The 23,242-nt window shown below is 70.5% G+C and carries 23 protein-coding genes; 15 read left to right on the forward strand and 8 right to left on the reverse strand.

Annotation, left to right across the window (positions count from 1 at the left end):
• Positions 1-97: 97 nt before the first annotated feature.
• From KBY47_RS37400 to KBY47_RS23785, 6 genes are all read left to right on the forward strand, one after another.
• A complete protein-coding gene (locus KBY47_RS37400; protein WP_374103103.1) occupies positions 98-472 on the forward strand; it encodes a GNAT family N-acetyltransferase in 375 nt (124 codons plus the stop codon).
• Positions 473-575: 103 nt separating this feature from the next.
• The gene (locus KBY47_RS23765) at positions 576-1,253 is read left to right on the forward strand and encodes a spermidine synthase (RefSeq protein ID WP_210923947.1); all 678 of its coding nucleotides are present in this window, start codon (positions 576-578) and stop codon (positions 1,251-1,253) included.
• Between the two features lie 113 nt (positions 1,254-1,366).
• Positions 1,367-2,107, forward strand: coding sequence for a response regulator transcription factor (locus KBY47_RS23770; RefSeq protein WP_210923949.1), 741 nt, complete (start codon positions 1,367-1,369; stop codon positions 2,105-2,107).
• The gene (locus KBY47_RS23775; RefSeq protein ID WP_210923951.1) at positions 2,104-3,210 is read left to right on the forward strand and encodes an ATP-binding protein; all 1,107 of its coding nucleotides are present in this window, start codon (positions 2,104-2,106) and stop codon (positions 3,208-3,210) included. Before KBY47_RS23770 ends, KBY47_RS23775 begins: the two co-directional genes overlap by 4 nt.
• A gap of 281 nt (positions 3,211-3,491) precedes the next feature.
• Positions 3,492-7,298, forward strand: a complete 3,807-nt coding sequence (locus KBY47_RS23780; protein ID WP_210923952.1) for a multifunctional oxoglutarate decarboxylase/oxoglutarate dehydrogenase thiamine pyrophosphate-binding subunit/dihydrolipoyllysine-residue succinyltransferase subunit — start codon at positions 3,492-3,494, stop codon at positions 7,296-7,298.
• A gap of 140 nt (positions 7,299-7,438) precedes the next feature.
• Entirely contained in the window at positions 7,439-7,618 is a 180-nt protein-coding gene (locus KBY47_RS23785; protein ID WP_018544467.1) for a DUF6104 family protein, read from the forward strand.
• Positions 7,619-7,677: 59 nt separating this feature from the next.
• Here the strand turns inward: KBY47_RS23785 and KBY47_RS23790 are convergent, their stop codons facing one another.
• Complete coding sequence (locus KBY47_RS23790; protein ID WP_210923953.1) at positions 7,678-8,517, reverse strand: hypothetical protein; 840 nt, start codon at positions 8,515-8,517, stop codon at positions 7,678-7,680.
• A 178-nt stretch (positions 8,518-8,695) separates the two neighbouring features.
• On the opposite strand from KBY47_RS23790, the gene KBY47_RS23795 reads away from it, so the two are divergent.
• Both KBY47_RS23795 and KBY47_RS23800 read left to right on the forward strand, forming a co-directional pair.
• Complete coding sequence (locus KBY47_RS23795) at positions 8,696-9,637, forward strand: DUF4097 family beta strand repeat-containing protein (RefSeq protein WP_210923954.1); 942 nt, start codon at positions 8,696-8,698, stop codon at positions 9,635-9,637.
• Position 9,638: 1 nt separating this feature from the next.
• Positions 9,639-10,673, forward strand: a complete 1,035-nt coding sequence (locus KBY47_RS23800; protein ID WP_210923955.1) for a PadR family transcriptional regulator — start codon at positions 9,639-9,641, stop codon at positions 10,671-10,673.
• 115 nt (positions 10,674-10,788) lie between these two features.
• On the opposite strand, the gene KBY47_RS37085 is transcribed toward KBY47_RS23800, so the two are convergent.
• The 4 genes from KBY47_RS37085 to KBY47_RS23820 form a co-directional block, all read right to left on the reverse strand.
• Positions 10,789-11,367, reverse strand: a complete 579-nt coding sequence (locus KBY47_RS37085) for a Clp protease N-terminal domain-containing protein (protein ID WP_210924013.1) — start codon at positions 11,365-11,367, stop codon at positions 10,789-10,791.
• The gene (locus tag KBY47_RS23810) at positions 11,367-11,576 is read right to left on the reverse strand and encodes a helix-turn-helix domain-containing protein (protein WP_003997975.1); all 210 of its coding nucleotides are present in this window, start codon (positions 11,574-11,576) and stop codon (positions 11,367-11,369) included. The genes KBY47_RS37085 and KBY47_RS23810 overlap by 1 nt, the downstream gene beginning before the upstream one ends.
• Before the next feature lie 111 nt (positions 11,577-11,687).
• The gene (locus KBY47_RS23815) at positions 11,688-12,653 is read right to left on the reverse strand and encodes a zinc-binding dehydrogenase (protein WP_210923956.1); all 966 of its coding nucleotides are present in this window, start codon (positions 12,651-12,653) and stop codon (positions 11,688-11,690) included.
• Positions 12,654-12,884: 231 nt separating this feature from the next.
• On the reverse strand, positions 12,885-14,117 hold the full coding sequence (locus KBY47_RS23820; protein WP_210923958.1) for an NADP-dependent malic enzyme: 1,233 nt from the start codon (positions 14,115-14,117) through the stop codon (positions 12,885-12,887).
• A gap of 567 nt (positions 14,118-14,684) precedes the next feature.
• On the opposite strand from KBY47_RS23820, the gene KBY47_RS23825 reads away from it, so the two are divergent.
• The 4 genes from KBY47_RS23825 to KBY47_RS23840 all read left to right on the forward strand — a co-directional run bounded on the left by KBY47_RS23825 (position 14,685) and on the right by KBY47_RS23840 (position 18,209).
• On the forward strand, positions 14,685-15,650 hold the full coding sequence (locus tag KBY47_RS23825; RefSeq protein WP_210923960.1) for an ABC transporter substrate-binding protein: 966 nt from the start codon (positions 14,685-14,687) through the stop codon (positions 15,648-15,650).
• Positions 15,651-15,694: 44 nt separating this feature from the next.
• On the forward strand, positions 15,695-16,633 hold the full coding sequence (locus KBY47_RS23830) for an amino acid ABC transporter permease (RefSeq protein ID WP_210923962.1): 939 nt from the start codon (positions 15,695-15,697) through the stop codon (positions 16,631-16,633).
• The gene (locus KBY47_RS23835) at positions 16,630-17,415 is read left to right on the forward strand and encodes an amino acid ABC transporter ATP-binding protein (RefSeq protein ID WP_282108441.1); all 786 of its coding nucleotides are present in this window, start codon (positions 16,630-16,632) and stop codon (positions 17,413-17,415) included. Before KBY47_RS23830 ends, KBY47_RS23835 begins: the two co-directional genes overlap by 4 nt.
• Positions 17,416-17,570: 155 nt before the next feature.
• On the forward strand, positions 17,571-18,209 hold the full coding sequence (locus tag KBY47_RS23840) for an ABATE domain-containing protein (protein ID WP_210923964.1): 639 nt from the start codon (positions 17,571-17,573) through the stop codon (positions 18,207-18,209).
• Here KBY47_RS23840 and sodX read toward each other — a convergent pair.
• Positions 18,104-18,547, reverse strand: a complete 444-nt coding sequence (gene sodX, locus KBY47_RS23845) for a nickel-type superoxide dismutase maturation protease (RefSeq protein ID WP_210923966.1) — start codon at positions 18,545-18,547, stop codon at positions 18,104-18,106. The genes KBY47_RS23840 and sodX overlap by 106 nt on opposite strands.
• Before the next feature lie 144 nt (positions 18,548-18,691).
• Between sodX and sodN the strand changes: the two genes are divergently transcribed.
• The gene (gene sodN, locus KBY47_RS23850; protein ID WP_196459426.1) at positions 18,692-19,087 is read left to right on the forward strand and encodes a superoxide dismutase, Ni; all 396 of its coding nucleotides are present in this window, start codon (positions 18,692-18,694) and stop codon (positions 19,085-19,087) included.
• Between the two features lie 97 nt (positions 19,088-19,184).
• Here the strand turns inward: sodN and KBY47_RS23855 are convergent, their stop codons facing one another.
• Positions 19,185-20,675: a SulP family inorganic anion transporter gene (locus tag KBY47_RS23855; RefSeq protein WP_308405252.1), complete on the reverse strand. Its 1,491-nt coding sequence runs from the start codon at positions 20,673-20,675 to the stop codon at positions 19,185-19,187.
• Between the two features lie 371 nt (positions 20,676-21,046).
• Between KBY47_RS23855 and KBY47_RS23860 the strand changes: the two genes are divergently transcribed.
• Positions 21,047-21,511, forward strand: coding sequence for a MerR family transcriptional regulator (locus KBY47_RS23860; RefSeq protein ID WP_210923971.1), 465 nt, complete (start codon positions 21,047-21,049; stop codon positions 21,509-21,511).
• On the opposite strand, the gene KBY47_RS23865 is transcribed toward KBY47_RS23860, so the two are convergent.
• A complete protein-coding gene (locus KBY47_RS23865) occupies positions 21,454-22,413 on the reverse strand; it encodes a bile acid:sodium symporter (RefSeq protein ID WP_210923973.1) in 960 nt (319 codons plus the stop codon). The two genes, KBY47_RS23860 and KBY47_RS23865, sit on opposite strands and share 58 nt — an antisense overlap.
• Positions 22,414-22,493: 80 nt before the next feature.
• Here KBY47_RS23865 and KBY47_RS23870 point away from each other — a divergent pair, with 80 nt between their 5' ends.
• The gene (locus KBY47_RS23870; protein ID WP_210923975.1) at positions 22,494-23,234 is read left to right on the forward strand and encodes a VOC family protein; all 741 of its coding nucleotides are present in this window, start codon (positions 22,494-22,496) and stop codon (positions 23,232-23,234) included.
• Positions 23,235-23,242 lie beyond the last annotated feature (8 nt).

Raw genomic sequence — 23,242 nt, forward strand, 5'->3', positions numbered from 1 at the left:
TGGCGCCGGAGTCTGGCTGAAGGTCTTCGCCGACCCCGCGCGGGTCGGCGGCTGGCTGGGCGAGGGCTGGTGGACCGACCCCGAACCGGGCCACCTGATGACCTTCCGCGTCCCGGACCGCGCCCCCGCCGCACCGGAGATTCCCGAGGGCTTCCGGCTGCGCGTGTGGACCCGGGCGGGCGTCACGCGCGTGCTGCTCGCCGCGCCGGACGGCGCCCTCGCGGCCCGCGGCCAGCTCGCCGCCACCGGCGCGACCGCGGTCGTGGACCAGATAGAGACGGCACCGGCGCACCGGCGCAAGGGCCTCGGCAGCCGTGTGATGACCCTCCTGCACCGCACCGCCGCCGAACAGGGCGTCAGGACCGCGGTCCTGGCGGGCACCCCGGCGGGGCGGGCGCTCTACGAGCACCTGGAATGGCGGACGGAAGCCCCGCTGACCTCCGCCAGGTTCACCGGCCGCGACGACGCCTGACCGTGCGTACGCCCCCGTTGGACGCGCCTCCTGGACGCCGTACGCCCGCCACCCGCCGGTAATTCCGCCGACACCCGGCGAACACGGGTGCCAGGATGACCCCATGGCCACCGCTTACGACACTCCCCAAGTCCTGGACCGGCGTGAGGGTCCCTACGGCGAGGTGGTGCTGCGCCGTCATGGCGAGCTGCTCCAGATCATCGCCAACGGCTGTTTCCTGATGGACACCTCCGACGGCCGCTCGGAGAGACTGCTGGTCGACGCGGCCCTCGACGCCCTGGACAGCCGCCCCGGACCACGGGTGCTCATCGGCGGACTCGGCGTCGGATTCTCACTCGCACATGCCACGGGCAACCCGCGCTGGGGCCGGATCACGGTGGTGGAACGGGAACGCGCCGTCATCGACTGGCACCTCGGCGGACCGCTGTCGGCCCTCACCCGCGAGGCCCTCTCCGACCCGCGCGTCCAAGTCGTCGAGGCGGATCTGATCGATTACGTCAATGAGACATCCGCCACTTTCGACGCCCTGTGCCTGGACATCGACAACGGCCCCGACTGGACCGTCACGGAAGCCAACGAAAGCCTCTACTCCCCCGCCGGACTGGCAAGCTGCACAAGGGTTTTGGCGCCCGGCGGAGTGCTCGCCGTATGGTCCGCCAAACCCTCCCCGGAATTTGAAGGAACCTTGTGGAATGCCGGATTCCAACAAGTGCGTACCGAAGAGATCCCCGTTGCCCGGGGCGTTCCGGACGTCGTTCATCTCGGCGTCCGACCTGGATAGCCGAGCGATGGTGACTCCCCGTACCCTGCTTGCCTGACGCCGATCATTCAAGCGTCAAGCGCAGTCATGGGATCACCCCACGGATTCCGGAAAGCACACTTCAGGGGCGGGCGATGGAGCAGACACACACCTCCCACAACGGCACGGCGGCGACCACTCCGGGCGCGCAGCGCCGGGTGCTGGTGGTCGAGGACGACGCGACGATCGTCGACGCCATCGCGGCCCGCCTGCGCGCCGAGGGATTCCTCGTGCAGACCGCGGGCGACGGACCGGCGGCCGTGGACACCGCCGAGGCCTGGCAGCCCGACCTGCTGATCCTCGACATCATGCTGCCCGGCTTCGACGGCCTCGAGGTCTGCCGCCGGGTGCAGGCCGCGCGTCCGGTGCCGGTGCTGATGCTCACCGCGCGCGACGACGAGACCGACATGCTGGTCGGGCTGGGCGTCGGCGCCGACGACTACATGACCAAGCCGTTCTCCATGCGTGAGCTGGCCGCCCGCGTGCACGTCCTGCTGCGCCGGGTGGAGCGGGCCGCGATCGCCGCGTCGACCCCGCGCAGCGGCATCCTGCGCCTGGGCGAGCTGGAGATCGACCACGCGCAGCGCAGGGTGCGGGTGCGCAGCGAGGACGTGCACCTCACCCCCACCGAGTTCGACCTGCTGGTCTGCCTGGCCAACACCCCGCGCGCGGTGCTCTCGCGCGAGCAGCTGCTCGCCGAGGTCTGGGACTGGGCGGACGCCTCCGGCACCCGCACCGTCGACAGCCACATCAAGGCGCTGCGCCGGAAGATCGGCGCCGAGCGGATCCGCACGGTGCACGGCGTCGGGTACGCCCTGGAGACGCCGACGCCATGAGCGGGGGGCGGACCGGCCGGAGAGGCCCCGGGGAGCCGTGGGGCCGGGTGCGCCCGTTCTCGATCAAGACCAAGCTGGGCGCCACGGTCGTCATCGGCGTACTGATCACCACCGGACTGTCGGTGAACGCGGTGCGCTACCAGACCGAGGTGCGCTTCATCATGGTCTTCTCGATGATCGCCACCCTGCTGGTCACCCAGTTCGTCGCCCACTCCCTGACCGCGCCGCTGGACGAGATGAACGCCGTGGCCCGGTCCATCTCGCACGGCGACTACACCCGCCGGGTGCGCGAGAACCGCCGGGACGAGCTGGGCGACCTCGCCGTCACCATCAACCGCATGGCCGACGACCTGGAGGCACAGGACCGGCAGCGCAAGGAGCTGGTGGCGAACGTCTCCCACGAGCTGCGCACCCCCATCGCGGCGTTGCGGGCGGTGCTGGAGAACGTCGTCGACGGCATCGCCGAGGCCGACCCCGAGACCATGCGTACGGCGCTGAAGCAGACCGAGCGGCTGGGACGGCTCGTGGAGACGCTGCTGGACCTGTCGCGGCTGGACAACGGCGTCGTACCGCTGCGGCAGCGGCGCTTCGAGGTGTGGCCCTATCTGTCGGGGGTGCTGAAGGAGGCCAACATGGTCGCTTCGGCGCGCGCGGGCATTGCTTCCGGGTCCGGCAGCCACACCCGCACCGACGTCCATCTGAGCCTGGACGTGCACCCGCCGGAGCTGACGGCGCACGCCGACCCGGAGCGGATCCACCAGGTCGTCGCCAACCTGATCGACAACGCGGTCAAGCACAGCCCGGCGCACGGCCGGGTGACGGTGAAGGCGCGGCGCGGGCCCCGGCCGGAATCGCTTGAGCTGGAGGTTCTCGACGAGGGTCCCGGGATTCCGCGCTCGGAGTGGCACCGGGTCTTCGAGCGGTTCAACCGGGGCGCGGCGAACCGGCCGCACGGCCCGGGCAGCGACGGCGGTACGGGGCTCGGCCTCGCGATCGCCCGCTGGGCGGTGGACCTGCACGGCGGCCGGATCGGCGTGGCCGAATCCGAGCGCGGCTGCCGGATCCTCGTCACCCTTCCGGGACTGCCTTCTGTGCCAAGTTGACGTAAAGTTCGAAGCGGAGCCACATGATCCATGGTCGTCCGCACTGACGGACACGTGTGATCAGGCAGAGGCCCGCGTCTCGTACGCGCCGGGCCGGGGTCGTCGTACCCGTTTCCCTTTGAAACCCCGCTTGTTTCCCGCCATTGTCGGCACTGAAACACGGTCTTGGATGTGACTTACACGACGATGAACCGGCCTGGCCTGACCTTCTCGGTCATGGAGGCGTAGCCTTTATTCCCGCTGTCCATCACCTTGTGAAGCGGAAGAGGGCGGTTGCCGCCGTGTCGCCACAGTCCCCCAGTAACGCATCGAGCATCTCGACCGACGCAGACCAAGCGGGCAAGAACCCCGCTGCCGCGTTCGGTCCGAACGAGTGGCTCGTCGACGAGATCTATCAGCAGTACCTCCAGGACCCGAATTCGGTAGACCGCGCCTGGTGGGACTTCTTCGCCGACTACAAGCCGGGAGCGCCTGCCACCCCGGCTCCGGCGGGTACCGCGGCCACGGGGGCCACGGACACCACCAGCCCCGCCGCGGCCGCCCCCGCGGCCCCCGCCGCTCCGGCTCCGGCCCCGACGGCCCCGGCGCAGCCCCCGGCCCCGGCCCCGGCGCCCGCCCCGGCCGCCAAGCCCCCGGCCGCCGCTCCGGCCGCCAAGCCCGCCGCGGCGAAGCCCGCCGCCGCGCAGCCGAAGAAGGCCGAGCCCGCCGCGGAGGCCCCCGAGGGCCCCGAACTGGTGACCCTGCGCGGCCCCTCCGCCGCCGTGGCGAAGAACATGGACGCCTCGCTGGAGATGCCCACGGCCACGTCCGTGCGCGCCGTCCCGGTGAAGCTGCTGTTCGACAACCGCATCGTCATCAACAACCACCTCAAGCGCGCCCGGGGCGGGAAGATCTCCTTCACCCACCTCATCGGGTACGCGATGGTGCAGGCCATCAAGGCCATGCCGTCGATGAACTGGTCGTTCCAGACCAAGGACGGCAAGCCCACCCTGGTCAAGCCGGAGCACGTCAACCTCGGCCTCGCCATCGACCTGGTGAAGCCGAACGGCGACCGCCAGCTGGTCGTCGCGGCCATCAAGAAGGCCGAGACGCTGAACTTCTTCGAGTTCTGGCAGGCCTACGAGGACATCGTCCGCCGCGCCCGCGACAACAAGCTGACGATGGCCGACTTCACCGGCGTCACGGTCTCCCTGACCAACCCCGGCGGCCTCGGCACCGTCCACTCGGTGCCGCGCCTGATGCCCGGCCAGTCGGTGATCATGGGCGTCGGCGCCATGGACTACCCGGCGGAGTTCCAGGGCACCAGCCAGGACACGCTGAACAAGCTCGGCATCTCCAAGGTCATGACGCTCACCTCGACGTATGACCACCGGGTGATCCAGGGCGCGGCCTCCGGCGAGTTCCTCCGCCAGGTCGCCAACCTGCTCCTCGGCGAGAACGGCTTCTACGACGACATCTTCGAGGCGCTGCGCATCCCCTACGAGCCGGTCCGCTGGCTCAAGGACATCGACGCCTCCCACGACGACGACGTCACCAAGGCCGCCCGCGTCTTCGAGCTGATCCACTCCTACCGGGTCCGCGGCCACGTCATGGCCGACACCGACCCGCTGGAGTACCAGCAGCGCAAGCACCCCGACCTGGACATCACCGAGCACGGGCTCACCCTGTGGGACCTGGAGCGCGAGTTCGCCGTCGGCGGCTTCGCGGGCAAGTCGATGATGAAGCTGCGCGACATCCTCGGCGTGCTGCGCGACTCGTACTGCCGCACCACCGGCATCGAGTTCATGCACATCCAGGACCCCAAGCAGCGCAAGTGGATCCAGGACCGCGTGGAGCGCCCGCACGCCAAGCCGGAGCGCGAGGAGCAGCTGCGCGTCCTGCGCCGGCTGAACGCGGCGGAGGCCTTCGAGACCTTCCTCCAGACGAAGTACGTCGGCCAGAAGCGTTTCTCCCTGGAGGGCGGCGAGTCCGTCATCCCGCTGCTGGACGCGGTCCTCGACTCGGCGGCGGAGTCCCGTCTGGACGAGGTCGTCATCGGCATGGCCCACCGCGGCCGTCTGAACGTGCTCGCCAACATCGTCGGCAAGTCGTACGCGCAGATCTTCCGGGAGTTCGAGGGCAACCTCGACCCGAAGTCGATGCACGGCTCCGGCGACGTGAAGTACCACCTGGGCGCCGAGGGCACCTTCACCGGCCTGGACGGCGAGCAGATCAAGGTCTCCCTGGTCGCGAACCCGTCGCACCTCGAGGCCGTCGACCCGGTACTGGAGGGCGTCGCCCGCGCCAAGCAGGACATCATCAACAAGGGCGGCACGGACTTCACCGTCCTGCCGGTGGCGATCCACGGCGACGCGGCCTTCGCGGGCCAGGGCGTGGTGGCCGAGACCCTGAACATGTCCCAGCTGCGCGGCTACCGCACCGGCGGCACGGTCCACATCGTCATCAACAACCAGGTCGGCTTCACGGCCGCCCCGGAGTCCTCGCGCTCCTCGATGTACGCGACGGACGTGGCCCGCATGATCGAGGCCCCGATCTTCCACGTGAACGGCGACGACCCGGAGGCCGTGGTCCGCGTGGCCCGCCTGGCCTTCGAGTTCCGTCAGGCGTTCAACAAGGACGTGGTGATCGACCTCATCTGCTACCGCCGCCGCGGTCACAACGAGTCGGACAACCCGGCCTTCACCCAGCCGCTGATGTACGACCTGATCGACAAGAAGCGCTCGGTGCGCAAGCTCTACACCGAGTCGCTGATCGGTCGCGGCGACATCACCCTGGAAGAGGCCGAGCAGGCCCTCCAGGACTACCAGGGCCAGCTGGAGAAGGTCTTCACCGAGGTCCGCGAGGCCACCTCGCAGCCCGCGTCCGTCCCGGCCCCGGACACCCAGGCCGAGTTCCCGGTCTCCGTGAACACCGCCGTGTCCACGGAGATCGTCAAGCGGATCGCCGAGTCCCAGGTCAACATCCCCGACCACATCACCGTCCACCCGCGGCTGCTGCCGCAGCTCCAGCGCCGGGCGGCCATGGTCGAGGACGGCACCATCGACTGGGGCATGGGCGAGACCCTCGCGGTCGGCTCCCTCCTCCTGGAGGGCGTCCCGGTCCGGCTCTCCGGCCAGGACTCCCAGCGCGGCACCTTCGGCCAGCGGCACGCGGTCATCATCGACCGCGAGACCGGCGAGGAGCACACCCCGCTGCTGTACCTGTCGGAGGACCAGGCCCGCTACAACGTCTACAACTCCCTCCTCTCCGAGTACGCGGTGATGGGCTTCGAGTACGGCTACTCGCTCGCCCGCCCGGACGCGCTGGTGATGTGGGAGGCGCAGTTCGGCGACTTCGTCAACGGCGCGCAGACGGTCGTGGACGAGTTCATCTCGTCGGCGGAGCAGAAGTGGGGCCAGACCTCCGGCGTCACCCTGCTCCTCCCGCACGGCTACGAGGGCCAGGGGCCGGACCACTCCTCGGCCCGCATCGAGCGCTTCCTGCAGCTGTGCGCCCAGAACAACATGACGGTCGCCGCGCCCACCTCCCCCGCGAACTACTTCCACCTCCTGCGCTGGCAGGTGCACAACCCGCACCACAAGCCGCTGGTCGTCTTCACCCCGAAGTCGATGCTGCGCCTGAAGGCCGCCGCGTCGAAGGCGGAGGAGTTCACCACGGGCCAGTTCCGCCCGGTCATCGGCGACGCGTCGGTGGACCCGGCGGCGGTGCGCAAGGTCGTCTTCACCTCCGGCAAGGTCTACTACGACCTCGACGCCGAGCGGGTCAAGCGCGGCATCAAGGACACCGCGATCATCCGCATCGAGCGCCTGTACCCCCTGCCGGGTGCGGAGCTCCAGGCGGAGATCGCCAAGTACCCGAACGCCGAGAAGTACCTGTGGGCCCAGGAGGAACCGGCGAACCAGGGCGCCTGGCCGTTCATCGCCCTGAACCTGATCGACCACCTGGACCTCGCGGTCGGCGCCGACGTCCCGCACGGCGAGCGCCTGCGCCGCATCTCCCGCCCGCACTCGTCGTCCCCGGCCGTGGGCTCGGCGAAGCGCCACCAGGCGGAGCAGGAGCAGTTGGTGCGCGAGGTGTTCGAGGCCTGAGCCGCTGACGAGCACGCCTGAAGGTCCGGCCCGGGGTTCTCCCGGGCCGGACCTTCTCGCTTCCGCTGCGCGACGGTCCCGGCGGCCATTACGTAGGCTGTGCGTGCAGCACCGTTCCGGACAGCAGGAGAGCAGCCGCCATGTACTTCACCGACCGAGGCATCGAGGAACTCGAGAAGCGGCGCGGCGAGGAAGAGGTCTCCTTCGAGTGGCTCGCCGAGCAGTTGCGTACGTTCGTCGACCTCAACCCGGACTTCGAGGTTCCGGTGGAGCGGCTGGCGACCTGGCTGGCCCGGCTGGACGACGAGGACGACGAGTAGGGCGGTCAGGCGGGCGGGGCTGGTCAGGCGGGCGGAGGAGGTCAGTCCGCCCGGGGCGGTCAGTCCGGCGGGTGGGTGAGGTCGTAGCCGAGCGTGAGTGCGCCCTGCGCGAGCAGGAGCGCGCCCGCCGTCGTCCAGCCGCCGCTGTGCCGGCGTAGGCCCCAGAGGGTGAGCGGGAGTCCCGCGGCGATCTGGGCGAGCGCGAGTGCGCGCGCCCGGGGGTCGCCGGACCAGGGCAGACAGGGGCCGACCCGGCTCGCGTCCACCGCGCTGAGCCCCGTACGGACGGCCTCCCAGCTGCCGGACCACTCGATCCGTTGCACGTCGTGGCGTTCCCGGAGCGCCTCGCGCAGCCGGTCGGCCGGGCCGCCCGGTTCGAGCCCCGCGGGCAGGGCGACGCCCACCCGCGCGAGCACCGCGAGCAGGCCCCGGAGCCGGGCGCGCGCGTCGGCCTCCGGGTCCGGCTCGGTCAGCGGGCCGAGCGAGTCCACGTCCTGGACGGGGTCGAGCCCCAGGCGGGCTGCGAAGGTGCGCATCGCCTCGTCCTCCCCGGCCGGGGTGCCGTCCGTGAGCCAGACATAGCCGACGGGGCGGCGGAAACCGGAGGCCAGGGTGTATCCGGCGCGGTCCGCGTCCCACCACAGCGCGACTACGGGCCAGGGGGCGCCCACGGCGAGTGCGGTGGCCCAGCCGGTGAGGACGCGGTCGACGGGGTCGGCTGAGTCGGTGCCGGACAAGTGAGGGCCGCTCTCCGGCACGAGAAGGCTCCAGCCCTCGCCCGCGGGGCTGAGCAGCACGTTCTCGCGCAGCAACCGGGCGACGGGGACGACGGCTCCGGGCTCGGCGCGGCACAGCAGCAGCGCGCCCGGGGAGGCAGGGGCGTGGTCTTCCGGCGGCATGTGCACACGCTAGGGCAATTTGTCCGGTTTTACGTGCCGAGGCGGCGACTTTGCCCGCGGGGGCGGCGACCACCGTCACCGTAACGAGTGTCTTGACTTCCACCGCCCGCGATATATCGTGAATAACACGAGACGCGATATGGCGCGTCCGTCGCCATGGAGGTCGGAGGTCTTCACCATGTCCGAGTGGTCCGTCGCGGAGCCGCGCAAGCTCACCTTCGACGCGCCCGTGAGCGAACTCCAGGTACGCATCGTCAACGGAACGGTGAACGTGGTGGGCACGGAAGAAGGTTCCGCCCGCCTCGAGGTCTCCGACATCGACGGCCCGCCCCTGGTGGTCACCCAGCGCGACGGCGTCCTGACCGTGGCGTACGAGGACCTGCCCTGGAAGGGCTTCCTCAAATGGCTCGACCGCAAGGGCTGGCGCCGCAGCGCCGTGGTCTCCCTCGCCGTCCCGGCGCGCACCCGCGTCGAGGTGGGCGCGGTGGGCGCGGCTGCCGTGATCTCCGGCCTGGAGGGGCGGGCGGACGTGAAGGGCGTCTCCGGGGACACCACCTTGGTCGGCCTCGCCGGCCAGATCCGCGCCGACACGGTCTCCGGGAACCTGGAGGCCCAGGCCCTCACCGGCGACCTGCGCTTCCACTCCGTCTCCGGGGACCTGACCGTCGTCGAGGCGGGCTCGTCGGTGCGGGCCGACTCGGTGAGCGGCTCGATGATCGTCGACCTCGACCCCACGAGCCGTCCCACCGACATCAGCCTCAACAGCGTCTCCGGCGAGATCGCCATCCGCCTCCCCCACCCGGCCGACGCCGAGGTGGAGGCCAACACCGCGAGCGGCAGCGTCTCCAACGCCTTCGAGGACCTGCGGGTGGACGGCCAGTGGGGCGCCAAGCGCATCACCGGCCGCCTCGGCGCGGGCAACGGCAGGCTGAAGGCCACCACCGTCTCCGGCTCGATCGCCCTGCTGCGCCGCCCGCAGTCGGACGACGGGGTGTGGGACGTAGAGCCGGAGGAGGGTCCACAGCAAGGCCAGGGGGACGATCCCGATGCCGCGGCGAACGGGGACAGCCCCACGACCAGCGCCCCGGCCGACGGCACGACCGACAAGAAGGTGCTCTGACATGGCCCCCGTCTTCGCTCACGGCCGCCTGCGGCTCTACCTGCTGAAGCTGCTGGACGAGGCCCCGCGCCACGGCTACGAGGTGATCCGCCTCCTGGAGGAGCGCTTCCAGGGCCTCTACGCCCCCTCGGCGGGCACGGTCTACCCCCGGCTGGCCAAGCTGGAGGCCGAGGGCCTGGTCACCCACACCACCGAGGGCGGCCGCAAGGTGTACGCCATCACGGACGCGGGCCGTGCCGAGCTGGCCGACCGCAGCGGTGAACTGGCCGACCTGGAGCTGGAGATCCGCGAGTCGGTCGCCGAACTCGCCGCCGAGATCCGCGCCGACGTCCGGGGCGCCGCGGGCGATCTGCGGCGCGAGATGCGGGCGGCGGCGAGCGCGGCCCAGCGCGGCGGCTCCGCCGAGGACGGCACGGACGCCCAGGGCGACAAGGAGGCCTGGCGGACCGCCAAGGAGGAGATGCGCCGGGCCAAGCAGGAGTGGAAGGACCAGGCCCGGCGCGCCAAGGACGAGAGCCGCCGGGCGCGCGAGGAGGCCCAGCGGGCCCGCCGCCAGGCCAAGGAGGCTCAGGACCAGGCGCGCGCCCTGGCCCAGGAAGGCATCCAGCGGATCGCCCGGCGAGTGCAGGAGCAGGTGCAGGACCACTTCGCCCGCGGCGACTGGCCGACGGGAGTGCGCGAGGGCCTGAGCGAACTGGCCAAGGAGTTCGGCGAGTTCGGCATGGACTTCGGCAAGGACCTGGGCCGGGACTTCGGGTTCGGCCGCGCCGGTGCCGCCAGGGCGGACCAGGAGCCGGAGTTCTCGGTGACCCCGGAGGACTTCCCGGCCGACTACCAGCCCTCATGGGCCCATGACGACATCTCCACCGGCGACCCGGCCCGCGATCTGGACCGCCTCCTCGACCGCTTCCGCGACGACATCCGCGACGCGGCCCGGGACCACGGCGTCACCCCCGACCAGCTCCGCGACGCCCGCCGCCAGCTGTCCACAGCGGCGGCCCACATCGGGGCACTGCTGCGGGCGCCTAAGGCATAACGGACCCAAGGCGAGGCGGCCCCGAAGGCGAGGGCCGGGCAGGAGGCGAGGCAGGGCAGGAGGCAAAGCGGGGCGCGGACCCCAAGCCCCGCCTTCGCCTCAGCCCGCCTTCGCCTCAGCCGGCCTTCGCCTCTCCCCCGCCGTACAGCACCCGGGTCACCGACGCATGGGTCACCCCGTGATCGGCGAGCACCTCGGAGGCCACGCCCGGCAGGGTGGTGAGGGCGAGCAGGAGGTGCTCGTCCCCGATATGACGGTCACTGTGGGCCAGCGCCATGCGCAGCGAGTTCTCCAGCACCTTCTTGGCGCCGCGGCTGAAGGGCCGGTGCCCGCCCCACCACCCCTTGCCCTCGGCGGGACCAGCACTACGGTCACCGGACATCGCCCCGACCCCGTGCGCCTCCTCCACCCGCGACACGATCGCCGGGACGTCGATGCCCAGGCCGGCCAGCGCGTCGGTGTCCGCCTGGGACAGTCCGGCCCGGCGCCGCGCCTCGGCCAGTGCCCCGGCCACCGACTCCCGCCGCTCGGTCAGCCCGAGCGAGGCCAGCGCGAAGGCCCCCCGGCTCGCCTCCCGGTCGAGCAGGGCGAGCAGCAGGTGCTCCGCCTCCACGGTCCGGGCGCCGGTCCGGACGCAGTGCTCCACGGCCCCCTTCACCACCGCCCGGGCGTCCTTGGTGAACCGTTCGAACATCATCGCCTCCCGTACTTCTTGTGCACGGCCTGCCTGCTCACGCCGAGTTCCGCGGCGATCTCCTGCCACGACCAGCCCTGGTTGCGCGCACTGCGCACCTGCACGGCCTCCAGTTGCTCCAGCAGCCTGCGCAGCGCGGCGACGGCCCGGAGTCCGACCCGGGGGTCGCGGTCACCCGCACGCTCGGCGAGATCCGTTGCTTCGGTCATGACGTCAACCTACGTTGACACGCCGCTCCTGTCAACCAGAGTTGACGCATCGCGCACGAAAACGGCCGACCCGGGAACTCCGGACCGGCCGCCCCTGACGCGCGCTGAGCCTCAGCCGTTGGTCAGCACGATCTTCCCGAACTGCTCCCCCGCCGCCATCCGCTCGAAGCCCTCCCGGGCCCGGTCCATCGGCAGCACCTCGTCGATGACGGGCCGTACGCCGGTCGCGGCGCAGAAGGACAGCAGGTCCTCCAGCTCGTCCTTCGTCCCCATGGTCGAGCCGACGACCTTCAGCTCCAGGAAGAAGATCCGGGTCAGCTCGGCGTGCGAGGGCCGGTCACCGCTGGTGGCCCCGGAGATGACGAGCGTGCCGCCGGGCCGCAGCGACTTCACCGAGTGCGACCAGGTGGCCGCGCCCACCGTCTCGATCACGGCGTCGACCCGCTGCGGCAGCCGCGCACCCGTCTCCACCGCCTCCACGGCCCCCAGCTCCAGCGCCCGCTTGCGCTTGGCCTCGTCCCGGCTGGTCGCGAAGACCCGCAGCCCGGCGGCCTTGCCGAGCACGATGGCGGCGGTGGCGACCCCGCCCCCGGCGCCCTGCACCAGCACGGAGTCCCCGGGCCGCACCCCGGCGTTGGTGAACAGCATCCGGTACGCCGTCAGCCACGCCGTCGGCAGACAGGCGGCCTCCTCGAAGGACAGCTCCTTCGGCTTCGGCAGCACGTTCCACGTCGGCACGGCGACCTGCTCGGCGAAGGTCCCCGGGTAGCGCTCGGTCAGGATCGACCGGGGCTCCCTGGGCCCGACGCCATGACCGGTCTGTCCGATCACGGAGTGCAGGACGACCTCGTTCCCGTCCTCGTCGACACCGGCGGCGTCACACCCGAGGATCATCGGCAGCCGGTCCTCGGGCAGACCGACACCGCGCAGGGACCAGAGGTCATGGTGGTTGAGGGAGGCGGCACGGACATCGACGGTGCTCCAGCCAGGACGGACCTCAGGAGCCGGACGCTCCCCCAACTCCAGTCCGTTCAACGGCTGCTCACGATCGATACGGGCGGCGTAGACGGCAAACATGCCCCCGACCCTAGGCGCAGCGGTCGCCCGGCGAAACCGCTCCCGCCTGTGACACACACCCTCTTGCACGACGACGCGACACCGGTACGGGCAACACCCGCGGGGGCGCGGGGAACTGCGCGACAAGCCACATGCCACCCGCACCCGCCACCAAACCGAAACCACCCGATCGGCCCCGCGCACAAAAAGACGACCCCGCCCCCAACAGGAGACAGGGCCGTCCACACATCCTCACCGCCGAGCAACACCCTCGGCACGCGCCGCCGCCGCCACCGCCGCCGTAACGGCCGGAGCGACCCGCTCGTCAAAGGGAGAGGGGATGACGTAGTCGGCCGCGAGATCGTCCCCGACGACCCCCGCCAACGCCTCCGCCGCCGCGATCTTCATGCCCTCGGTGATCCGCGAGGCCCGCACCTGGAGCGCGCCCGCGAAGATCCCGGGGAACGCCAGCACGTTGTTGATCTGGTTGGGGAAGTCCGACCGCCCGGTGGCCACGACCGCCGCGTACTTGTGCGCGACGTCCGGGTGCACCTCGGGGTTCGGGTTGGCCATGGCGAACACGAACGCGCCCTCGGCCATGGAGGCGACCGCCGCCTCCGGAACCGTACCGCCGGAGACCCCGATGAACACGTCGGCGCCCGCCAGCGCGTCCTCCAGGGAACCGGAGAGCCCGGCCTTGTTGGTGAACCCGGCCAGTTCCCGCTTGACCGGCGTCAGGTCCTCCCGGTCCGCGGAGACGACGCCCTTGCGGTCGGTGACCGCCACGTCCCCGATCCCGGCCTCGATGAGCATCTTGGCGATGGCGACCCCGGCCGCACCGGCGCCCGAGATCACGGCCCGCAGGTCACCGACGGCGCGGCCACTGAGCCGGGCGGCGTTGCGCAGCGCGGCCAGGGTGACCACGGCGGTGCCGTGCTGGTCGTCGTGGAAGACCGGGATGTCCAGCTCCTCCTGGAGCCTGCGCTCGATCTCGAAGCACCGGGGCGCCGAGATGTCCTCCAGGTTCACTCCGCCGAACGAGGGTGCGAGGCGCACCACGGTCTCGACGATCTCGTCGACGTCCGTGCAGCTCAGCGCGATCGGAACGGCGTCGACGCCGCCGAACTGCTTGAACAGGATGGCCTTGCCCTCCATCACCGGGAGGGAGGCCTCGGGTCCGATGTCGCCGAGCCCGAGCACCGCCGTACCGTCCGTCACGACGGCGACGACGGACGACTTCCACGTGTAGTCGTGGACCAGCTCGGGCTGCTCGGCGATCGCGGTGCACACCTTCGCGACGCCGGGCGTGTACGCCAGGGACAGGTCGTCCTTGTCGCGGACCGGCACGGTGGCCTGCACGGCCATCTTGCCGCCACGGTGCAGCGCGAACGCCGGGTCGAAGGAATCGAGGGGCTCGCCCCCGCCCTCCTGTTCCGTACTGCCGACGTCGCTGTCGCTGCGAGGATTGACGATCTCCGCTGCCACTTCGTTTTACCCCTTAAGTCTTCATGGGTTGAGGGTTGACCACTCCTGGTGAGGGGTGGGCGGGCACCGCGCACTCCCTGGCCCCCGGCACGTTTGGGGACCTATCGGGCATTACGCGACGGGCGCGCCGCACACGCGCCCTGAGCCCCGGATGAGGGGTGTAAAGAACCTTCTTACCGGACGGACGGCGTCGCGGACGAGTCCATAACGCGAAGGTCACACGGCGGCGACATGACTCTTCCCACGAAATCGGGACAAGTGCTGGACAAACCCTTGACTAGCGCTCAAGCCCGTCGAAAGGTCAAGGAACGAGCATCCATATCCCGAGATGCGCCGAAGATCTTCCGGTAGGAAGCGCAGATTCCCGCAGAAGATCCGGTCGTGATGTACCGGATGATGCGGTTCGGGGGTCACCCGTTATCCGATTTTGACATAGCGGGTCGCCTGAATGGTTCAGTCCGAATGGCAAGATGCGGTAATCACACAAGGTCGCAACACTCGAAGGCGTGTGTTCTCGTCGACCCCAGACTCATCGGCAACTCCACCCATCCGCCGGAGGAACCCACCATGACCGCAAGCTCCACCCGTCGTACGACCGCCACCCGCAACCGGCTGGCAGCGGTCGGCTCGATCGCGGTCGCAGGCGCCCTGCTTCTCACCGGCTGCGGTGACCAGACCGAGGGCGGCGGCTCCGACGAGAGCACCGGGACCGCCACCCAGAGCGCGGCCCCCCTGGCCGACAAGCTCCCCCAGTCGATCCGCGACAAGGGCGTCATCCGGGTCGGCTCGGACATCGCCTACGCCCCGGTCGAGTTCAAGGACGAGTCCGGCAAGACGGTCGGTATCGACCCCGACCTGGCCGACGCCATGGGCAAGCAGCTCGGCGTGAAGTTCGAGTTCGAGAACGGCACGTTCGACACCCTGCTCACCGGTCTGCGCTCCAACCGCTACGACATCGCCATGTCCGCGATGACCGACACCAAGGAGCGCCAGGAGGGCATCGACTCCGAGACCGGCAAGAAGGTCGGTGAGGGCGTGGACTTCGTCGACTACTTCACCGCCGGTGTCTCGATCTACACCAAGAAGGGTGACGACCAGGGCATCAAGACCTGGTCCGACCTGTGTGGCAAGAAGCTCGTGGTGCAGCGCGGCACGGTCTCCGAGGACCTCGCCAAGGACGAGGCCAAGAAGTGCCCGAGCGGCAAGAAGCTCACCATCGAGGCCTTCGACAACGACCAGCAGGCCCAGACCCGCCTGCGCGCGGGCGGTGCCGACGCCGGTTCCTCCGACTTCCCGGTCGCCGCGTACGCGGTGAAGACCTCCGGCGGCGGCAACGACTTCCAGCTGGTCGGCGAGCAGGTCGAGGCCGCTCCGTACGGCATCGCGATCGCCAAGGACCAGGCCGAGCTGCGCGACGCGATCAAGGCCGCGATGGACGCGGTCATCGAGAACGGCGAGTACACCAAGGTCCTGGAGAAGTGGGGCGTCACCGAGGGCGCCGTCGACGAGGCCGTCGTCAACGGCGGCAAGTGATCGCTCGGCACACCCCGGCCAGCGGCCACTGAAAGGCAACACCCGTGACTGTTGACAACGACAAGACGACGGGTCCGGCCGACACACCCCCGGCCGGACCGGAGGCCATCAAGGCCATCCCGGTCCGGCACTACGGGCGCTATGTGTCCGCCGTCGTCGCTCTCGCCCTGCTGGGCGGGATCATCTACGCGTTCTCCCAGGGCAGGATCAACTGGGGCGCCATCCCGGACTACTTCTTCAACGACCGCATCCTCAGCGGTGTCGGCAAGACGCTGCTGATCACCGTCCTGGCCATGCTGATCGGTGTGGTGGGCGGCATCCTGCTCGCGGTGATGCGGCTCTCGAAGAACCCGGTGACCAGCGCGATCGCGTGGTTCTACATCTGGTTCTTCCGCGGTACGCCGGTGCTGGTGCAGCTCGTGGTCTGGTTCAACCTGGGCCTGGTCTTCGAGTACATCAACCTCGGGCCGTTCTACCGGGACGAGTGGTCGGACTTCATGACCCCGTTCCTGACCGCGCTGCTCGGCCTCGGCCTCAACGAGGCCGCCTACATGGCGGAGATCTGCCGCGCCGGTCTGCTCTCGGTCGACGAGGGCCAGACCGAGGCGTCGCACGCGCTGGGCATGAGCCACGCCAAGACGCTGCGCCGGATCGTCGTACCCCAGGCGATGCGGGTGATCGTGCCGCCGACGGGCAACGAGGTCATCAACATGCTGAAGACGACCTCGCTGGTGTCGGTCGTCCAGTACTCCGAGTTGTTCCGGGTCGCCCAGGACATCGGCCAGACGTCCGGCGCCCCGGCGGAGATGCTGTTCCTCGCCGCGGCCTGGTACCTGGTCCTGACGTCGGTCTTCAGCGTCGGCCAGTACTACCTGGAGCGCTACTACGCCCGCGGCTCCACCCGCCAGCTGCCGCCCACGCCGTGGCAGAAGATCAGGAAGAACGTGCTCTCCCTGTCGAACCGGAAGGGAGCGGCGGCATGACCGAGACGGACAAGCAGGCCACTGTGCCGATGGTCAAGTCGGAGGGCGTCCACAAGTCCTTCGGCCCGGTCGAGGTCCTCAAGGGCATCGACCTGGAGGTCAAGACGGGTGAGGTGTTCTGCCTGATCGGCCCGTCCGGCTCCGGCAAGTCGACCTTCCTGCGGTGCATCAACCACCTGGAGAAGATCAACGCCGGGCGGCTGTACGTCGACGGCGAGCTGGTCGGCTACCGCCAGAAGGGCGACAAGCTGTACGAGCTGAAGGACAGCGAGGTCGCCCTGAAGCGCCGGGACATCGGCATGGTCTTCCAGCGCTTCAACCTGTTCCCGCACATGACGGCCGTGGAGAACGTCATCGAGGCCCCGGTCCAGGTCAAGGGCGTCAGCCGCGGCCAGGCCCGGGAGCGGGCGATGGAGCTGCTGGAGCGCGTGGGCCTGGGCGACAAGGCCCGCAACTACCCCTCGCAGCTCTCCGGCGGCCAGCAGCAGCGCGTCGCCATCGCGCGGGCGCTGGCGATGGACCCGAAGCTGATGCTGTTCGACGAGCCGACCTCGGCCCTCGACCCGGAGCTGGTCGGTGACGTCCTCGACGTCATGCGCGACCTCGCCGAGTCCGGGATGACGATGGTCGTCGTCACCCACGAGATGGGCTTCGCCCGCGAGGTCGGCGACAGCCTGGTCTTCATGGACGGCGGCGTGGTGGTCGAGTCCGGCCACCCGCGCGACGTCCTGACCGACCCGCAGCACGAACGGACGAAGTCGTTCCTGTCCAAGGTGCTGTAGCGGTACGACGGCGAAGGGGCGGTACGGGAATCCGTACCGCCCCTTCGCCGTGCCCGTGCCGTCCCGTCACACCGCGTAATACCCTTGAACATGGATCAGCCATTACTCGCCCTCCCCCCCCCCAGACCGCCCCACGAGGACCAGAAGGACCACAAGTGGAACTGGCCTATTACTCGGACTACGCCGTACGACTGGTGAACAGCGAGGAGCCCGCCCGCGGAAAGGACTCGCTGACCTCGGTCGAGGCGGTCCGTGAGCTGTTCGGCGGCAACCAGTCGGCGGCCCGGCGTGCCACCGACGCGGACGTCACCCGGTTCCGGTCGGTACGGGCCAGGCTGCGCGCGGTCTTCGAGGCGGCGGACGGAGGCGACGAGACCCTCTCCGTCGACCTGCTGAACTCCCTCCTCCTGGAGTTCCCGGTCAGCCCGCAGATCTCCGGCCACGACCACCGCGACGAGGACGGCCGCCCTCTGTGGCACATGCACCTGGCCGACCACCCGTCCAACGCGACCGCGGGCTACGCGGCCATCGCGGCGATGGGCCTGGCCTTCCACCTCACCGAGTACGGCGTGGACCGCCTCGGCCTGTGCGAAGCGGCCCCCTGCCGCAACGCCTACCTGGACACCTCCACCAACCGGTCCCGCCGCTACTGCTCGGACCGCTGCGCCACCCGGGCGAACGTGGCCGCCTACCGTGCCCGCAAACGTCTGGAGGCGGACCGCGCGGACCGGTCGGAGAAGACCGGTCTGGCCGCCGACAGCAGCCAGCGCAGCACCGCCAGCGGCGACCGCTGACCGGGCTTCGGCGGCCGGTACCGCAGCCGTACCCGCCCCAGCACCAGCTCGTCGGGGACGGCACCGTAGTCCGTGCTGTCGCCCCCGGCGTACGGATTGTCGGCCAGCACCCACCAGCCGCTCTCCCGCCGCTCGGCGACCCGCTTCACCACCAGCAGGTCCTGCTGGAACGGATGCCGCAGCACGATCACGTCCCCCGGCCGGATGCGGGCCCGGTGCTGGAGCACCAGCCTGTCCCCGTGGTACAGCGTCGGCACCATGGACGGCCCCGTCACCTCGGCCAGCCCGAACGGCGGGACACCCCTGCCCCGCTCGCTCTCCGGCGACAACTCCGGCATCCCGGCACCTCCCCGGTCGGATCCTCCACCAGTCTCAGTCTGACCCCGGACTTTTGTCCTAAGCCCAAGGGGGCACTCGCGAAATCCCGTCCCTCAGGGAGTAATGTCCCACCTGAGAAGACGATCACGAGGAAGGAACGCTTCATGCTTTCCCGCCTGTTTGCCCCCAAGGTCAAGGTCAGCGCACACTGCGACCTGCCCTGCGGTGTGTACGACCCGGCCCAGGCCCGCATCGAGGCGGAGTCGGTGAAGGCCGTCCAGGAGAAGATGGCCGGCAACGACGACCCGCACTTCCAGGCTCGTGCCACCACCATCAAGGAGCAGCGCGCCGAGCTGGCCAAGCACCACGTCTCGGTGCTCTGGAGCGACTACTTCAAGCCCCCGCACTTCGAGAAGTACCCCGAACTGCACCAGCTGGTCAACGACACCCTGAAGGCCCTCTCGGCCGCCAAGGCGTCCACGGACCCGGCCACCGGCCAGAAGGCTCTGGACTACATCGCCCAGATCGACAAGATCTTCTGGGAGACCAAGAAGGCCTGACCCGGCCCGCACGCTCCCGACCGCACCCGGCCACCGTCCATGACGGGCCGGGTGCGGTCGTGTGCGGGGCAGCCGCCGCGTGGGGCGGCTCAAGTGGTCAGTGGCCGACCGTGAGTTCGCCGCTGAGCCTGTCGTGCAGATGGGCGCTCGGGGTGTTGAGGCCGGTGATCTCTACGGTCTTGCCGCGCTGGGTGTACTTGGTCTCGATGGCGTCGAGGGCGGCGACGGAGGAGGCGTCCCAGATGTGGGCCGCGCTCAGGTCGATGATCACCTTGTCGGGGTCGGTGGCGTAGCCGAACTGGCCCACCAGGTCGTTGGACGAGGCGAAGAACAGTTCGCCGGTGACGCGGTAGACCACCGTGCTGCCGTCGGGGTCGACGACCGCGGTGACCTCGGCGAGGTGGGCGACGCGCTTGGCGAAGATGACCATGGCGGTGATGGAGCCGACGACCACACCGATGGCGAGGTTGTGGGTGGCGACCACACAGGCGACGGTGACGAGCATGACGATGATCTCGCCCGCGGGCATCCGCCGGAGGGTCTTCGGGGCGATGGAGTGCCAGTCGAAGGTCGCGAACGACACCATGATCATGACGGCCACGAGGGCGGCCATCGGGATGTCGGAGACGACCGGTCCGAAGACGATACAGAGCACCATCAGGAAGGCGCCCGCCAGGAAGGTCGACAGACGGGTCCGAGCGCCGGAGACCTTCACGTTGATCATCGTCTGACCGATCATCGCGCAGCCGCCCATCCCTCCGAAGAAGCCGGTGACGACGTTGGCGATGCCCTGGCCCACGGACTCGCGGGTCTTGTCGGAGTGGGTGTCGGTGATGTCGTCGACGAGCTTCGCGGTCATCAGCGACTCCATCAGGCCGACCAGCGCCATGGCGAAGGCGTACGGGGCGATCGTCGTCAGCGTGTCCAGCGTGAACGGCACGTCCGGCAGGCCCGGCACCGGCAGGGCGGACGGCAGTTCGCCCTTGTCGCCCACGGTCGGCACCGCGATGGCCGCGCCGACGGTGATCACGGTGAGGATGACGATGGAGACGAGCGGCGCCGGGACGACCGTGGTGATCCGGGGGAAGAACACCATGAGCGCGAGACCGCCGGCGATCAGCGGGTAGACGGCCCAGGGCACGTCCCGCATCTCGGGGACCTGGGCCATGAAGATCAGGACGGCGAGCGCGTTGACGAAGCCGACCATCACCGAGCGCGGGATGAACCGCATCAGCTTCGCCACTCCGAGTGCGCCCAGGACGACCTGGAACACTCCCGCGAGGATGACCGCGGCCACGAGGTAGCCGAAGCCGTGCTCACGGTTGAGCGGGGCGATCACGAGGGCCACGGCGCCGGTGGCGGCGGAGATCATCGCCCGTCGGCCGCCGACGACGGCGATCGTCACGGCCATGGTGAACGAGGCGAACAGGCCCACCGCCGGGTCCACGCCCGCGATGATCGAGAACGAGATCGCCTCGGGGATCAGGGCCAGCGCGACGACGAGACCGGCCAGGACCTCGGTGCGCCAGACCTTCGGGTCGGAGATCCAGTCGGGCTTCAGACCGCGCAGGCGCGCGGCCGGGGACACAGCAGGGGCGGCAGAAGACAAGGGAGACGGAACCTGTCGTGCTCGGGCACACCCGGGCGGCGGGCACGGGGGCATGCGGGAAGAGAAAGGGGAAGGGGAAGGGGAAGTGCCGGGCGGCACTCAGTGGAGGCGCGGGGCGCGGCCGGGGTTTACGCCGGCGGGCGCGGTGTCACGGCGGGCAGGCGGCGGCGACGGGCGTCAGGGACTCGCGCACGCTTCTCTCCTGCAAGAATCGGATCTTCGCCGGGGGCACCATCGGCCCCGACACGGCAACGGAGACAACTCTACCCTGACGTTAGGGTAGAGATGGCGGCGCCCGGCTGGGGCAGGGGCCGCCGCTGACGAGGCAGAGGGACCAGAGGAACGCGGGCGTGGACGGCAAGCACATGCAGATCGGCGAGGTCGCCGCACGGACCGAGCTGTCCCTGCGCACGATCCGCCACTACGAGGAGACCGGCCTCGTCGTCCCCTCCGCACGGTCCCAGGGCGGCTTCCGTCTCTACACGGAGAACGACGTCGCCCGTCTCATGGTCGTCCGGCGGATGAAGCCGCTCGGTTTCTCCCTGGACCAGATGCGCGACCTGCTCGACGCCACCGACCGTCTCGACGCGGGCGCGGACGCCGAGGAGCGCGAGGCCCTCCTCGAACGCGTCCGCGGCTACCAGCAGGCCGCCGCCGAGCAGGTGGAGAAGCTACGGGTCCAGCTGGCCCGCGCCGAGGACTTCGAGGGCACCCTGCGCGCCCGGCTGGCGGAGGACGGGCTCACCGCCCCCGGGGGTCAGCCGTCGCCCCTGGCCACCGGGTCCGCCACCAGCCCCGGTACCACACGCACGTAGACGACCATGCCGATCACCTCGACCAGGGTCTGGGTGACCACGACGACCGCCGCCACGGCGAGGTCGTCGGGCAGGGCGAGGGCGAGCGGCAGGACGACGAGGGAGTTGCGGGTGGCGCCGGTGAAGACGATCGCGCGCCCGGCCGGGGCGTCCAGCCGGAAGAGGCGGGCCACGCCCCGGCCCGCGAACGGCATGACGACCAGGAAGACGACGTAGAACGGGACGACCGCGGCGACATCGCCGAAGCTGTCGTCGAGCCTCGGGATCTGGGAGGCGACCACGACCAGCAGGGTGGCGGCCATCAGCGGCACCATCGTGGTCGTCGCCGCCTCCGTGACGGCCCGTCCGGCCGGGCGGCGCGCGGCCCACGTCTGGAGCGCCCACGCCAGCGTCAGCGGTACGACGATCAGGACCAGGAACGCCTCCAGGAACGGCCCGGCCTCCACGACATCGGCCAGCCCCGAGCCCATGAACAGGTACAGGAACACCGGCAGCAGCGCCATCTGCGCGACGAGCAGCAGCGGGGTGGCCGCCAGCAGTCGGCGGTGGGAACCCCCGGCCAGCCCGGAGAAGACGATCACGTAGTCCACGCAGGGGCTCAGCAGCACCAGCAGCACCCCGAGCCGTACGGCCTGGTCGGCGGGCAGCAATGCGAACATCGCGGCGACGACGAGCGGTACGACCACGAAGTTCACCACCAGCGCCGCCGACAGGAACCGGCCGTCGCGCAGCGAGCGGGCCAGTTCGGCGGCCGGGACCTGGAGGAAGGTGACGAACAGCAGCGCGCCGAGCACCGGACCGATCGCGCGCTCCAGGCCCGGACCGGCCGCGGGCGCGGCCCAGCCGGTCAGGGCGCCCGCGGCCAGCGCCGCCAGGTAGATCGCGACCTGATGGTGTTCCATCCGCTCCACCGGGCCCCTCGGCCCCCGCTCCGCCACCCGAACCGCTCCTCCGCGCTCACCGACCCGCCTACGATCACTCCATGGTCATCCGTTGGACGTACGCCTTCATCGACCGCCCCGCCGGACTCCTCGGCCCCGCCGTCCGGTTCTGGACCGCCGTCACGGACACCCGGCTGTCGGAACCCCGGGGTGAGCGGGGCGAGTTCGCGACGCTGGTGCCGACCGACGGGGCGGACCCCTGTGTGAAGGTCCAGGGGGTCGGGTCCGGCGGCGGTGCGCATCTGGACTTCGCCGTCGAGGATGTCGAGCGGTTCACGGCGCGGGCGACAGGGCTGGGCGCGCGGCTGGTGGCCGGGCACGACGGGTGGGCCGTACTGGCTTCGCCCGGTGGGCAGTTGTTCTGCGCGGTGCCCTGGCAGGGGGAGTCGGCGCGGCCGGGTGTGGTGCGGGGCAGTCGGCTGGACCAGGTGTGTCTGGACATCCCGCCCTCGCGCTACGACGCCGAAGTCGCCTTCTGGAGCGGGCTGGCGGACGGATGGCACGCGTCGCCCGGCTCGCGGCCCGAGTTCCACGTGGTCAGGCCGTCGGCCGCGCTGCCGGTGCGGATACTCCTCCAGCGGCTGGACGACGAACGGCCGCACTCCGCCCACCTCGACCTGGCCTGCGCCGACGTGGACGAGGTCCGGGCCGCGCATGAGCGGCTGGGCGCGGTCGTCGTCTCCCGCGGGGCCCACTGGACCGTCATGCGGGACCCGGTGGGCGGTACGTACTGTCTGACGGGCAGGGACCCGGCGACCGGCGGGCTGCCCGGCCGCCCGTAGGGCCCCGC

It is taken from the genome of Streptomyces sp. B93 (assembly GCF_018070565.1).
Lineage (GTDB): Bacteria > Actinomycetota > Actinomycetes > Streptomycetales > Streptomycetaceae > Streptomyces.

What these genes read in the sequence shown, in the direction of transcription:
- KBY47_RS37400 (WP_374103103.1), top strand. Translation starts at nt 98, where the DNA reads ATGACCTTCCGCGTCCCGGACCGCGCCCCCGCCGCACCGGAGATTCCC.
- KBY47_RS23815 (WP_210923956.1), bottom strand. Translation starts at nt 12,653, where the DNA reads ATGTTTGCCGTCTACGCCGCCCGTATCGATCGTGAGCAGCCGTTGAAC.
- KBY47_RS23825 (WP_210923960.1), top strand. Translation starts at nt 14,685, where the DNA reads ATGACCGCAAGCTCCACCCGTCGTACGACCGCCACCCGCAACCGGCTG.
- KBY47_RS23775 (WP_210923951.1), top strand. Translation starts at nt 2,104, where the DNA reads ATGAGCGGGGGGCGGACCGGCCGGAGAGGCCCCGGGGAGCCGTGGGGC.
- sodN (WP_196459426.1), top strand. Translation starts at nt 18,692, where the DNA reads ATGCTTTCCCGCCTGTTTGCCCCCAAGGTCAAGGTCAGCGCACACTGC.
- KBY47_RS23835 (WP_282108441.1), top strand. Translation starts at nt 16,630, where the DNA reads ATGACCGAGACGGACAAGCAGGCCACTGTGCCGATGGTCAAGTCGGAG.
- KBY47_RS23765 (WP_210923947.1), top strand. Translation starts at nt 576, where the DNA reads ATGGCCACCGCTTACGACACTCCCCAAGTCCTGGACCGGCGTGAGGGT.
- KBY47_RS23800 (WP_210923955.1), top strand. Translation starts at nt 9,639, where the DNA reads ATGGCCCCCGTCTTCGCTCACGGCCGCCTGCGGCTCTACCTGCTGAAG.
- KBY47_RS23870 (WP_210923975.1), top strand. Translation starts at nt 22,494, where the DNA reads ATGGTCATCCGTTGGACGTACGCCTTCATCGACCGCCCCGCCGGACTC.
- KBY47_RS37085 (WP_210924013.1), bottom strand. Translation starts at nt 11,367, where the DNA reads ATGTTCGAACGGTTCACCAAGGACGCCCGGGCGGTGGTGAAGGGGGCC.
- KBY47_RS23790 (WP_210923953.1), bottom strand. Translation starts at nt 8,517, where the DNA reads ATGCCGCCGGAAGACCACGCCCCTGCCTCCCCGGGCGCGCTGCTGCTG.
- KBY47_RS23795 (WP_210923954.1), top strand. Translation starts at nt 8,696, where the DNA reads ATGTCCGAGTGGTCCGTCGCGGAGCCGCGCAAGCTCACCTTCGACGCG.
- KBY47_RS23865 (WP_210923973.1), bottom strand. Translation starts at nt 22,413, where the DNA reads ATGGAACACCATCAGGTCGCGATCTACCTGGCGGCGCTGGCCGCGGGC.
- KBY47_RS23785 (WP_018544467.1), top strand. Translation starts at nt 7,439, where the DNA reads ATGTACTTCACCGACCGAGGCATCGAGGAACTCGAGAAGCGGCGCGGC.
- sodX (WP_210923966.1), bottom strand. Translation starts at nt 18,547, where the DNA reads ATGCCGGAGTTGTCGCCGGAGAGCGAGCGGGGCAGGGGTGTCCCGCCG.
- KBY47_RS23770 (WP_210923949.1), top strand. Translation starts at nt 1,367, where the DNA reads ATGGAGCAGACACACACCTCCCACAACGGCACGGCGGCGACCACTCCG.
- KBY47_RS23810 (WP_003997975.1), bottom strand. Translation starts at nt 11,576, where the DNA reads ATGACCGAAGCAACGGATCTCGCCGAGCGTGCGGGTGACCGCGACCCC.